11 protein-coding genes are annotated in these 12,867 nt (G+C 58.9%); 6 read left to right on the plus strand and 5 right to left on the minus strand.

Going from position 1 to position 12,867, the window contains the following annotated elements; genetic code table 11:
* Window positions 1–1,383: an NAD-dependent dihydropyrimidine dehydrogenase subunit PreA gene (preA, locus tag VO84_RS18025; RefSeq protein WP_058189120.1), complete on the minus strand. Its 1,383-nt coding sequence runs from the start codon at window positions 1,381–1,383 to the stop codon at window positions 1–3.
* A gap of 2 nt (window positions 1,384–1,385) precedes the next feature.
* A complete protein-coding gene (locus VO84_RS18030; protein ID WP_058189121.1) occupies window positions 1,386–2,723 on the minus strand; it encodes an NAD(P)-dependent oxidoreductase in 1,338 nt (445 codons plus the stop codon).
* A 115-nt stretch (window positions 2,724–2,838) separates the two neighbouring features.
* Here VO84_RS18030 and VO84_RS18035 point away from each other — a divergent pair, with 115 nt between their 5' ends.
* Window positions 2,839–3,720 (plus strand): ROK family protein, encoded by an 882-nt coding sequence (locus VO84_RS18035; RefSeq protein ID WP_058189122.1) that lies wholly within the window; start codon window positions 2,839–2,841, stop codon window positions 3,718–3,720.
* Window positions 3,721–3,877: 157 nt separating this feature from the next.
* A complete protein-coding gene (locus VO84_RS18040) occupies window positions 3,878–5,626 on the plus strand; it encodes an MFS transporter (RefSeq protein ID WP_058189123.1) in 1,749 nt (582 codons plus the stop codon).
* A gap of 832 nt (window positions 5,627–6,458) precedes the next feature.
* Here the strand turns inward: VO84_RS18040 and VO84_RS18045 are convergent.
* From VO84_RS18045 to VO84_RS18055, 3 genes are all read right to left on the minus strand, one after another.
* Window positions 6,459–7,193: a Stp1/IreP family PP2C-type Ser/Thr phosphatase gene (locus VO84_RS18045; protein ID WP_231738057.1), complete on the minus strand. Its 735-nt coding sequence runs from the start codon at window positions 7,191–7,193 to the stop codon at window positions 6,459–6,461.
* Window positions 7,194–7,360: 167 nt separating this feature from the next.
* Window positions 7,361–9,106 carry a single-stranded-DNA-specific exonuclease RecJ gene (gene recJ / locus VO84_RS18050; protein ID WP_058189124.1) on the minus strand — a complete coding sequence of 582 codons (1,746 nt, stop codon included), beginning with the start codon at window positions 9,104–9,106 and terminating at the stop codon, window positions 7,361–7,363.
* Window positions 9,107–9,150: 44 nt separating this feature from the next.
* Complete coding sequence (locus VO84_RS18055) at window positions 9,151–9,633, minus strand: hypothetical protein (protein ID WP_058189380.1); 483 nt, start codon at window positions 9,631–9,633, stop codon at window positions 9,151–9,153.
* Window positions 9,634–9,753: 120 nt separating this feature from the next.
* Between VO84_RS18055 and VO84_RS18060 the strand changes: the two genes are divergently transcribed.
* From VO84_RS18060 to hemH, 4 genes are all read left to right on the plus strand, one after another.
* Window positions 9,754–10,116, plus strand: a complete 363-nt coding sequence (locus tag VO84_RS18060) for a (2Fe-2S) ferredoxin domain-containing protein (RefSeq protein WP_058189125.1) — start codon at window positions 9,754–9,756, stop codon at window positions 10,114–10,116.
* 108 nt (window positions 10,117–10,224) lie between these two features.
* Window positions 10,225–10,650 carry a hypothetical protein gene (locus VO84_RS18065; RefSeq protein WP_058189126.1) on the plus strand — a complete coding sequence of 142 codons (426 nt, stop codon included), beginning with the start codon at window positions 10,225–10,227 and terminating at the stop codon, window positions 10,648–10,650.
* Between the two features lie 44 nt (window positions 10,651–10,694).
* Window positions 10,695–11,801, plus strand: a complete 1,107-nt coding sequence (hemE, locus tag VO84_RS18070) for a uroporphyrinogen decarboxylase (RefSeq protein ID WP_058189127.1) — start codon at window positions 10,695–10,697, stop codon at window positions 11,799–11,801.
* Window positions 11,794–12,759: a ferrochelatase gene (gene hemH, locus VO84_RS18075; protein WP_058189128.1), complete on the plus strand. Its 966-nt coding sequence runs from the start codon at window positions 11,794–11,796 to the stop codon at window positions 12,757–12,759. The genes hemE and hemH overlap by 8 nt, the downstream gene beginning before the upstream one ends.
* Window positions 12,760–12,867: the final 108 nt, after the last annotated feature.

Genomic DNA, 12,867 nt, shown 5'->3' on the forward strand with positions numbered 1-12,867 from the left:
CTAATGTATGTGAATCCCCACCCGCTCGCGATATTCCTTCATCGCATCCCAGTCTTCTGTCACTTTAGTTCGTTTCTCAGTCAACTCCTGCCACGTCACAGTCTCTCGGCCAGACGGCAACTCCACCATCTCGATACACTCTTCCACCGGGCAAACGTTATAGCAGAGCCTGCATCCCACGCAATCTTCTTCCCGAACCTTCGGCTGCGGACGCGTCTCAATTGCATCTTCCTTGCCATTCGCACGCACATCGTACGCATACGGCTGCACCACACTCCCATTCGCCGCAATCAGATCAATGCACTGATGTGCCGTATCGTTGCATGCCACATAACAAAGGTTGCACTGGATGCACTTCGCCTCGTCAATCCGCGCCACCGCGCGAAACGACAAATCGAAATTCTTAAACTCCGAAACCCGATGCAAACTCCGTCCCACCACATCCGCAACGCTGGCGAATCCCTTCTCATCCATCCAGTTTGAAAGCCCGTCGCACAGGTCTTCAATAATTCGATAGCCGTAATGCATCACTGCCGTGCACACCTGCAGGCTGCTCGCGCCCAGCAGCAGAAACTGCGCCGCATCCTCCCACGTTGAAATCCCCCCCATCCCGCTGATCGGCAGCCCTGCGTGGCTCACAACCTCATCCGTCCCCAGCGCCGCCAGCATGTTCAGCGCAATCGGCTTCACTGCCTGTCCCGCATAGCCGCCATGGCCGCCTTTGCCACCAATATTCGGCGTCAGCTCCAGCGTCTCCAGGTCCACGCCCACAATCGAATTCAGCGTATTGATCAGTGACAGCGCATTCGCTTTCGCCGCAACAGCCGCCCGCGCCGGCATCACAATATTCGTGATATTCGGCGTCAGCTTCACAATCACCGGAATCTTCGCCGTCTCCATCACCCAGCGTGTAATCTGCTCGCAGTACTCCGGCACCTGCCCCACCGCAGAACCCATCCCGCGCTCGCTCATCCCATGCGGGCAGCCGTAGTTCAGCTCAATCCCATCCGCGCCCGTGTCCTCAATCCGCCGCACAATCTCGTGCCACGCCTCCGGCTTCGACTCCACCATCGCCGACACAATCACTGCGCGATCCGGCCACGCGCGCTTCACCTCGGCAATCTCCCGCAGATTCACCTCGATCGGCCTGTCTGAAATCAACTCCACATTATTGATCGCCATCATCCGCCGGCCCTGCCGCCACGCGCCATAGCGGTTCGAAACATTCAGCACCGGCGCGCCAATCGTCTTCCACACCGCGCCGCCCCAGCCTGCCTCAAACGCGCGATGAATCTGCGCTCCCGAGTTGGCCGGCGGAGCCGACGCCAGCCAGAACGGATTCGGAGATTTGATTCCCGCAAAGTCAATCTTGAGATCCGCCATCTCTACTTCACCTCCGCAGCAACCGCACTGAGCTTCGCCTCAATCGCCCGCGCAGCCACCTTGCCATCCTGCACAGCCATCACCGTGGAAGCCGCACCACGCGCGCGAACACAATCCCCAATCGCATACACACCCGCAACGCTCGTCTCAAAATCCGCGCTCACCGCAATGTATCCCTTCTCGGTCTTCAACCCCATCGCCGCAGCCAGCCCAGTCTTTTCCTGATTGGGTTTCACCTGCCCCACAGCCTTCACAATCTGATCCGCCTCAATCACAAACTCCGACTCCGCAACCACAACAGGCGCAGGCCTTCCCGTCGCATCCGGCTTACCCAACTCCACGCGCAAACACTCCAGCCCCGCAACCTCACCATCCTTCATCACCACACCAACCGGCTGCGCCAAGAACCGAAATTCAATCCCTTCACTCAGCGCAAACAGATACTCATGCTCATAGCAAGTCATCTCGCTCACGGTGCGTCGATACACCATCGTCACGCGATCCGCACGCAGCCTCTTTGCAATCGTCGCGCAATCAATCGCCGTATTCCCCGCGCCAATCACCACCACATTGCGTCCCACGCGCAAACTCGCCGCATCCGTTTTACTCATCTCGATATACGCCAAGCCATCCACAATCGCTTCTTCACCTTCAATGCCCAGCGCCGGCGTAGCACCCAGCCCCACGCTCAACACAATCGTGTCAAACTCCCCGCGCGCCCGCTCCAGCGTCACATCCCTGCCAAACTCCACTCCGGTCCTGATCTTCACGCCCAGGCCCTCAATCATCCGAGCCTCATCAATCGCCACATCCACCGGCTCGCGCAGTGCAATAATTCCGTACGTCGAAAGCCCACCCGGCAACTCGCGCTTCTCAAACACCGTCACATCATGCCCACGCAGCGCCAATTCTCCAGCACACGAAAGCCCAGCAGGCCCCGCACCCACCACAGCAATCTTCCGCGCAATACCTGCCGCAACGCCCCTCGCCCTCGGCGTCACACCGCTCGCCTTCGCAGAATCCATCGCGTAACGTTGCAGCCGTCCAATCGCAATCGGCTTATGTTCCGAGCCCAGCACGCACGCGCCCTCGCACAGCTCCTGCACCGGGCAAACGCGCGCGCAAGTCGCACCCAGTAAATTCGCTGCATAAATCGTCTGCGCCGAACCCCTTAAATTCCGCGTCGCAATCTTCTTGATAAATTTCGGAATATCAATATGCGTCGGACACGCATGCGTACACGGCGCGTCATAGCAGTACAGGCATCGGTCGGCTTCCACCGTGGCCTCATGAACTGTCAGCGGCGGCAATTGCTCACTCAGCGCCAGGTCTGTCTCCATTCAGAAACTCCTCCAAAGGAGTATTCATTCTATTGGAATCGCGCTGCGAATCAAGCGTCAGCAGCTTCATGCATCCATATGCTACAAAGGTTCGTTGCTGTATGCAGGAGACATCTTGACCGCACCCGACTCCCAACACCTCATCACCTTTGACGTAGGCGGCAGCCACATCAGTGCCGGCCTCTGCCGCCTCTCCGATCTCGCGCTCATCCACACCGCCTCCGGATCCACCGCAGAAGTCACCAGCTTTGACGCCTTCGCCGACCTCCTTCACTCGCTCGGCACCCAGGCCGCCGCCGGCACGCCACTCGCCGGCGCGTCGCTCGCCGTCCCGGGCCCCTTCGATCACGAAGCCGGCCACAGCCTCATGGAGCACAAGCTCCGCTATCTATATAAAAAGGACCTTCGCGCCGCCCTCGCCACCCGCTTCAACTTCCAACCCGCCCACATCCTCTTTCTCAATGATGCAGCTGCATACGTCCTCGGCGAAGTAGGCGCAGGCAGCCTCAAAGGCACCACCCGCTCCGCCGGCCTCACCCTCGGCACCGGCGTCGGCTGCGCCTTTGTCGTCGATGGCCACCACGTCACCAGCGGTCCCGGCGTCCCGCCTGGCGGCGAGATATGGGACTACCCCTACCAGGGCGGAACCGTCGAAGACCTCATCTCCACCCGCGCCATCAAAGCCGCCTACGCCGCTCGCACTGGGCAGGAAAGGGAAGTCGCCGAACTCGCCGCCTCTGCCGCAACCGACCCCGACGCCCGTATCGTCTTTGAAGGCTTCGGCACAGACCTCGGCCGCGTCCTCCGCGACGTCATCGCGCCCTTCCATCCCGATCGCGTCATGATCGGCGGCGGCATCGCCCGCTCCGCAAATCTCTTTCTTCCCATCACAGAGCGCGAAATCTCCGGCCTCAATTTCGCCGTCGTCACCGCCGCCCTCGGCGATCAGGCCCCACTCGCCGGCGCCGGCCACTTCTGGCGCGAAACCTTCGTTTGAATCGCACAATAAACAAGTGTCATCCCGAGCGAACGGGGCCCCGAGCGTTTTTCAGCTCGGGGTGGTGAGTCGAAGGACCTGCTGTTGTCTTTAGTCCTCAACTCAACCCTCCACTTGATAAGCTGACATCTCTATTCAATTAACCTCCGGAGCCCCAATGCCCACTGCCGTCGAATCCACTCTCGCCCGCTACAACCGCTTTCTCCTGATCGTTGCCGGACTCGGCGGGCTCCTCTACGGCATTGACGTAGGCATCATCGGCGGCGCGCTCCCATATCTTGAAGCCACCTCCGGCCTCAACCGCGGCCAGATCTCCATCATCGTCGCCGCCGTGCTCCTCGGCAGCGTCTTCTCCACGCTCTTCGCCGGCCTGCTCGCGGACTGGCTCGGCCGCAAGCCGCTCATGCTTCTCTCCGGCCTCGCCTTTTCTGCCTCCGTACCCATCATCGCGCTCTCCCACGGCTTCGCAGCGCTCTTCGCCGGGCGTCTCCTTCAGGGCGTCAGCGGAGGTCTAGTCGGAGTCGTCGTCCCGCTGTATCTTGCGGAATGCCTCGGAGCCAAATCACGCGGTAAAGGCACCGGCATCTTCCAGTGGCTGCTCACCTTCGGCATCTTCATCGCCGCTCTCATGAGCATCTTCCTCAGTTATCACGTGGCTGAGATCGCCAAAACTGCCTCACCTGATCTGCTCCACCACACCAAAGATCTCGCCTGGCGCAGCATCTTCTGGATGTCCCTGCCGCCCGGCCTGCTCTTCGTCGTTACAGCCTTCTTCATCTCGGAGTCGCCGCGCTGGCTCTTCAGCCGCGGTCGCACAGACGCAGCCCGCACCGCATTGTTGCGTTCACGCACTCCCGAGCAGGCCACTACAGAACTCGGAGAAATGGCCCAAATCGCGGCAGAAGGTAAATCGCTTTCGGGAGCCGCGCACAAGGGCTCGCTCTTCAGCCGCCGTTACGTCATCCCCTTCATCCTGGCCTGCGTCATCCTTGCCTGTAACACGGCCACCGGCATCAATTCCGTCATCGGTTACAACGTCGACATCCTTATCCAGAGCGGCCTGTCAGACGTCATGGCCCACTGGGGATACGTGCTCTTCACCTTCTGCAACTTCCTCATGACCGTCGTCGGCCTCCAGCTCGTCGACAAAAAAGGCCGCCGGTTCCTACTCATCACCGGAACCTCCGGCATCATCCTCTCCATGGTCGCCGTCGGAACCCTCTTCCTCCGCTCTGAAGGAAGTCGCTACGATGCACGCGATGCCATCCAGTCGCTCGTCACTGCGGACAACAAGATCAGCATCAATTTCAACGACGCAGCTCTGAAGCAACTCGGCGCGCCCGCCGCCACAACCGGCCCGCAGTCCCTCGCCATCATCTACTCTTATGGCGACTTCAACTCCAGCACCAAGCCCGTCCTGCTCGATGACGCCGAACCGGCATCCATCGACCGCGCCTCATCCATCCCTGAGACCAGCGTCGCGGCCTTCTTCCAAAACCCCTTCGCCGACCTCAAAGCCGCCCAGACCGCCCCGCTCCGCATCCTGCACGCCTACATCACACCCGTGCCCTCAGCCACCAACGGCTGGCTAGTCGCTATCTGTCTCTATCTATTCGTAGGCTTCTATGCCCTGGGCCCCGGCGTCTGCGTCTGGCTCGCACTCTCAGAGCTCATGCCCACCCGCATCCGCTCCAACGGCATGTCCGTCGCACTCGTCCTCAACCAGACGGTCTCCACCACACTCGCCGCCATCTTCCTGCCCGTAGTCGGCAAGTACGGCTATTCCACAATGTTCTATCTCTTCGCCGGCTTCACAGTGATCTACTTCCTGACCGCCGCCTTCTTCATGCCAGAGACAAAAGGGAAGACATTAGAAGAAATAGAGAAATTCTTTGAGGGTAAGTAACACCCGTCCTCCCACCAACCGGGTGCCCCATCCTCGCGGCGTCTTTGTTTTTGCCGCTAGGGTGGGATAGCACTCCCACCAGTTCTCCCATTACACCGTGTCATCCTGAGCGAACGGGGCCCCAAACGTTTTCTTCAGGGGTCCCCAAAGAGCGGTCTTTGCTCTTTGGGGCAGAGTTTGGGGGTGGTGAGTCGAAGGACCTGCTTTTGCCTCTTTTGCCTTTCGTTAGTCCTACGACAACGATGGGTGCCCCAGGTCCCTGTTTTTGGGACCTGGGATAGCACTCCCGCCCACTCTCCTCACACATTGTCATCTTGAGCGAAGTTTCACGCACAGCGTGAAACAAGTCGAAGGATCTGCGGTTGTTCTTGTTGTTGTACTTCGTCCACCCGCATGAGAACGTGAGTTACATGTCAATCGTGCTTCACGCGAAGTGTGGCAAATTTTTTCATGGCTATCTCTTCAGGTATCTCTGCTAATCCGCCTGCTCATTAGTTACCAAAGTCCATTGTCCTTTCGTACCGTCTCCCGCCTCCAGAAAGTTTGCATAAAATAACGCCCATTTGTGCCACACTCATAATCAGTAGGAAAAAGACGGCCCGAATCCATGGATTCGGGCCGTCGTGTTTATGGGAGGGGAGGGGACCCCTCCCCCACCCTTTTTCACTGGCACTGTGAAATTCTGTAAAATCTGGATCGCACAGTCCCGAAATGAAGATCGCATAAAGATTTACGTAAGAACTGTGCAGTTCGTCACAACTCGCACAAAATAAATCAGTTCGGAGTCAGCCCTGCACAGGATAACTAAGCAATCGTCCGGAATCGAACACCGCTAATCAGCCTGAACCAGCACGCAAGTGATGTTGTCATGCCCGCCGGCTTTTTTAGCTGCTTCAATCAGCCGCGAGCAGCGCTGTTCGAGCGGTAGATCGGAAGAAATAAGCGACTGAATCAGCGAATCGGAAAGCTCGCGTGTCAGGCCGTCCGAGCAAAGCAGCAGCAGATCACCAGCCTGGGCGTCAAAATTAAAGCAATCCGGCGTAACCTGGCCCTGCGTCCCAAGCGCGCGGGTAATCATGTTGCGCATCGGAGAGCGGGCAGCTTCCGCCTTGGTCATACGGCCCATGCGTACCTGCTCTTCTACAAGCGAGTGATCCAGCGTAACCTGCTCCAGCTTTCCAGCGCGCAGCCGGTAACAGCGGCTGTCCCCAACATTGAGCACCCAGACATGCTGGTTGCGAACCACCACGGCAACAAGCGTAGTACCCATGCCACTGAGCTTGTAATTGCGGCGGCCGCGGGAGTAAATAGCCTCATTGGCAATGCCAATCGCTTCCTCCGCATCATGAGGCAGCACAGCGGAGCCATTGCGCTCATGAAAGATCCGCAATACCTCATCGACAGCAATCGAGCTGGCGACTTCGCCGGCGGCAGCACCGCCCATGCCGTCACAGAGGACATAGACTCCATCCTCGACCGAGAACCCGAATGCATCTTCATTGGAGGGGCGCTTCCGACCGCGATCCGTAAGGGCGGCAGCGGTAAAGCGCACAGCTGCGGTGGCCACTATATAAAACTCCCGTAAAGAAGTGTATACCGCGATGTGGATAATTGGCACCCGGGGAGCGCAGAAAATGGTTACCGAGGCGGATGAAGCGGGGTTACTCATTCAAGAAGCCGTGCAACCGGCCTGCCGTCCAGCATGCACGAATCCACCGCGGACGTAGCGTGAAATTACCGAGGAATCTCAATTCCGGCGATCTCCACCTCGATGCCGCCATAATCGGGATGATCGTTCTCGCGGATCTTGTAAGCCAGATCGATGACCGAGCCTTGTTTCAGGCCGTGGGCAGCGCAGCGAGCAGCCCAGTCCCAGCCAACGCAGCGCATAGTGGCGGGACCGGAGGCCAGATCCACCCGAACGTGCCGCTCCTTCATGATGCGCGGCGCGTTGAGAACGCGAACACCACGCGCAACAAAGACCGGCTCCTGGTTGCCATGCCCTAAGGGCTCAAGCCGGCGCAACCACCCAGCCAGAACCGGAGTAATCCGCTCAAGCGGCAGCTCAGCGTGAATGCGAAGCAAATGCTCCGGCTCGCGATTGGCAAGCTTTTCGTGAGCATGAGCGACAAGGCCGCGCTTGAGTTCAGTAAGCCGTTCAGCAGGTAGCGCAAATCCAACAGCAAAGGCATGGCCGCCGAAGCGTGTAAAGAGCGGCGCACAACTTTCCAGCGCTTCCAGCAGCGGAAAACCATCCACCGAGCGGCCCGACCCATGCGCAACGCCGTCTTCCACGCTGACAACAAAGGCTGGCTTGGCCGTGCGCTCCACAACACGCGAGGCAAGGATACCGATAATGCCGCGGTGCCAGCCTTCCCCGTCCACAACAAGCAGAGGCGCGTCTTTCAACTCCGCGTCCTCGGCCAGACGCCTTTCAATTTCGGCAAGCGCAGAGGCCTCGGCATCGCGACGCTGGCGATTGAGAGCTTCGAGCTTGTTTGCCAGGTCACGCGCGCGATTCACGTCCCTCGTCGTGAAGAGCTCGATGACCTCGGAAGCAATATCCATGCGTCCTGCCGCGTTGATGCGTGGCGCAATCCGAAAGGCGATGTCAAAGCTGGTGATGGCCTTCGATGCGGGGTCGAGCGCGGCAGCCTGAAAGAGAGCGCGCAGGCCAGCCGCGGCAGGACGACGCAGCTCACGCAGGCCAAGAAAGGCGATGACGCGGTTTTCTCCGCGCAGCGGAACAGCATCGGCAATGGTGGCAATGGCCGCCATCTTGAGGAAGCTGGGCAATATCTTTTCGCGTAGGCGGCTGGGATCACGCCGGTGCGATTCATGATTTTCCAGCAGCGCCTGCGCCAGTTTGAAAGCGATGGCGGCTCCGCAGAGGGATTTTTCCGGATAACCGCAGCCGGGCTGGTTGGGATTGAGGATGGCAGCACAGTACGGTAGCGGGTCGGATGCGGAAGGAAGATGATGATCCGTAATGATAAGATCGAGGCCGATTCTGCGTGCAGTTTCAGCTTCGGCGCAGGCGCGCATGCCGGTATCTACCGTCACGACGAGCCGAATGCCTGCAGCACGGGCCTCTTCCAACACGCTCGACTGCAAACCATAGCCCTCGCGAATGCGATGCGGAACATGAAAGCGCACCGTGCCGCCAAGCATCTCGATTGCAGTCTTAAGCAGCACGACGGCAGTGGTGCCATCCACGTCGTAGTCGCCGTAGAGCAGGATCGGCTCATTGTTAGCAATGGCCCGTTCGATGCGTTCGACGCCTGCGTCCATGCCAAGCATGAGCGCAGGCGAGTGAAGCTGATCCGCAGCGGGGTTGAGAAAGATGTGGGCTTCGGCAGTAGTGGAGATGCCTCGGGCCAGAAGCAGCTCAGCGAGCGGCTGAGGAATGTGAGCGTCGCGTGCGAGCTTGTCAGCTTCCGGGTGTGGCGGAGAGATTTGCCAGCGTTGCTTGACAGTCATCGGTTCTTTCGCGCTGAAGGCGCAGCCAGCCGCACCGCAGGTGCCTAGTCTTCCTCTTCGTCGTCGTGGTCATGATGGCTGTCGATAACAATGTCCTGGAAGCTCTCGATATCTTCAAGGAGTGCCTGGTAGCGCTCGTACCACTCGGTAGTGGTTTCATGCAGAAAGACCAGTCCCTGATAGACAAAGCCAAGCTGAATGTAACCCAGCATGCCGGTGTACTTGCGGAGCCAATCGGCTTCCACCAGTTCGGAGGCCTCCCCGTCGGGGTAGTTCATCTCGTTGGCTTCTTCAACCAGGGCGTCAAGCTCTTCATGCTCAAGCGTGACCTCACTGAAGGTTACAAAGGGTGCGCCGGCATGCTTGGCCATCTCGACAAAGTCTTTCCACGAATCGGGATTGTCTTTGCCGTCCCAGAGGACAGTGGGCACATCTTCGGTTATGAAGCCGGGGAGGCGTTGCATGCCATGACCTTCAATGAAGGCCACCATGTCGTCTTTAAGCGAAATCAGATCGTCCTTACTCATACTCACAGAGTTCATTGTTGCAGATTCGGGCAGGGGTGCGGTAGTTGCGCCGCGCAACATAAATCCTCGCGCAGCAAACTTAGGAGCTGTGCATTAGTCTAAACGTGGAGGAAATTTCGATTGCCAGTTTTTGAACATCATGTGTTTGTCTGTCAGAACAGCAGGCCGGAAGGCGCGCCACGCCCATCGTGCACGGTGGATGGAAAGAGTGAGTTGCTTGCGGAATTGCAGCTTCGCACGAAGGCGGCGAGTCAGGCTGGATTGCTAAAGGGTCCTGTGCGGATCAACAAGGCGGGGTGCCTGGATCAGTGCGAGCATGGCCCGACGGTCGTGGTCTATCCAGAAGCTGTCTGGTACGGCGGTGTCACAGCCGCAGACGCTGCTGAGATTGTGGAAGAGCATCTGGTGAACGGGCGGCCAGTGGCACGGCTGCGGATTGCAGACGATTGCTTGAATGCCAAAACATGTCCCCACAAATCGTGAAAACAAGGGGCATGAAAACACTTTCGTACCGTATCGCTAGCCGGCCAGGCGGAGATTTTTCTTAAGCTGCAGATGCAGGAGCCCGATGGAAATAGAGGGAGGACTCCGATGCAGACGATATGCGCGATTGTATTGTGTGGCGTGCTGGCAGCCGCGGCGCAGCCGGACCCAGGTAGCTCGAATACGACTGATTCAAGCGTGAATGCAGGCAGTGCTATGACGAGCGTTTATGCGCTCACGTTTCATCCAGAGGCGGGTGCGCTGCCGGCAGGTGCAGTGTATGTGTGCCGCGCAAGGATCATGCCAAGCACAAATGCGGCGCCGCCGGCAAATGGTTCAGGCAACCAGTCCGGATGCGCACTGGAGCTTCCGTTTGCGTGGCAGGCCAACCGCCCGCAGCCGGCGGCAACGCTGAGCTACGAGGTGAACGCAGTCAGCGCGGATGGGCGCGTACTGCGGTCGGTGGCGCGTGAAGGAATTGCGTTGCCGGCGCCGGTGGCCGGGAGTGCAGCGCACGTTGAACTGACCTTTTAAGGATGTCGTTACGTCCCAGTCAGGCCCGGTAAAATTGATACCGGATGAATTCTACAGACAAGACTGTTACGAATCCTCAATCGACTGTCGAATTGAACGCTGATTCGATACTGGCCGGCAGCCGCTTCGTACGCGCCTGCCTGCGAAAGCCCGTCGACCGCACCCCGGTGTGGTTTCTGCGTCAGGCGGGGCGGTACATGCAGGAATACCGCGAGGTGCGGAAGCACCACACGCTCGTGGAGATTTGTAAACAACCGCAGTTGGCTGCCGAGGTGACTATTACTGCCGCGGAAAAGCTCGGTGTGGATGCAGCCATTATCTTTGCCGATTTGCTGCTGCCGTTGGAGCCGATGGGCCTGGACTTTGAGTTTCAGGCGGGCGAGGGACCGGTGGTGCATCGCCCCGTGCGAACAGCCGAGGATGTGCGCGCCCTGCGGACCGACCGCGCGAGTGATCTCGAATATGTGTCAGTCGCAATTCAGAAGGTAGCGTCACACTTCCGCGACCGGCTTGGAATCATCGGCTTTTGCGGCGCGCCATACACGCTGGCTAGTTACATGATTGAGGGCGGCGGGTCGAGGAATTACATTTTCACCAAACAATTGATGTACCAGAACGCTCCTGCATGGAATGCCCTGCTGGATAAGATTGTGATCGTGCTCACAGAATATTGCCGCCAGCAGGTGCAGGCTGGGGCAGATGTCATACAGATATTCGATAGCTGGGTCGGTTCGCTTTCGCTTACGGATTATCGCGACTACGCCTTTGCGGCAAGCAAGCGGCTAGTGCGTGCCGTGCAGGAGATGGGCGTGCCGGTGATCTACTTTGGCGTGGATACGGCAGGGTTGCTCGGAGCCATGGCGGAAACCGGTGCGGATGTAATCGGCCTGGATTGGCGGCAGCCGTTGAATGAAGGCTGGGCCTCGGTAGGCCACACGCGAGCGGTGCAGGGAAACCTCGATCCGATTACGCTTTTTGCTCCACTGGAGATTCTGGAGATGCGGGTAAAAGAGATTCTGCGCTCAGCGGCGGGCAGGCCAGGACACATCTTTAATCTGGGCCATGGAATTGTGCCAGGAACGCCGGTAGAAAACGTGCAGGCGGTCGCGAAAATGGTGCGGGATTTCAAGTTGGAGAACGCAATTGCCTAAGCAAGCGGTCCTGCTGCTGGCCCACGGCACGCCGGAGACTGTGGAGCAAATCCCAGACTATCTCCGCAACGTGGTAAGCGGGCGGCCCATGCCGGAGCACGTGGTGGAAGAGATTCAGCACCGGTATTCGCTCATTGGCCGCAGTCCGTTGACGGAGTTGACTCTCCAGCAGGCGGGGCTGACAGAGGCGGAGCTGGCCCGGGTAGGGCAGCCTGTGCAGGTTTACGTCGGCATGCGGAACTGGCGTCCGTATATACCGGACGTGGTTCGGCAGATGCGCGTCGACGGTGTGGAAGAGGCTGCGGTAATTTGCCTCGCGCCTCAGAACTCGCGCACCAGTGTGGGGCTCTACCGGCGGGCGGCGCAGGCGGAGGCTGGTGCCATACGGATCGACTTTACGGATGGCTGGGCAGATCACCCGCTGCTGGCGGAGGCCTTTGCAGAGCGGCTGCGTGACGCACAGGCCCGCATAAAGGCTGAAACAGGAGCGTACGCCCCGGTTTTGTTTACCGCGCATTCCGTGCCTGCGCGGACAGTCCAGCCGCCTGCTCCAGACGAAAATCAGCCGCGGCATTGGCCGGGCGAGGGCGTCGACCCCTACGAAAAGGACGCGCGTAAAACAGCGGAACTGGTAGCCGCGCGCGTGCCAGAGGTTCCGGCATGGTATTTCGCATTTCAAAGCCAGGGGGCCAGCGGTGGTCCCTGGATCGGGCCGACAGTGGAAGCAACGCTGGATATACTCGCGTCACAGTCCGTCAAGAATCTGATTCTGCAGCCAATAGGATTTCTTTGCGATCACGTCGAAATCTTGTACGATGTGGATATAGCGTTCAAAGAGTACGCTGCCGGGAAGGGAATTCATCTTGAGCGCCCGGAATCTCTGAACGCTTCGGCCACACTGGCGCGCGCACTTGCGAATCTGGCGGAAAGAGGGCTAAAAAAGCTCCGCACCGCCTGACCGAAATGGAATCGAGCGTAACATTCCCGACGTGAAACTTTATTACCTTTGATTTCTTGGATTGCCTGCAATCAACTTACGCATTTTGTATCAAAGTAGGATGAACAG

The organism is Occallatibacter gabretensis (genome assembly GCF_001449115.1).
Taxonomy (GTDB): Bacteria; Acidobacteriota; Terriglobia; order Terriglobales; family Acidobacteriaceae; genus Telmatobacter; species Telmatobacter gabretensis.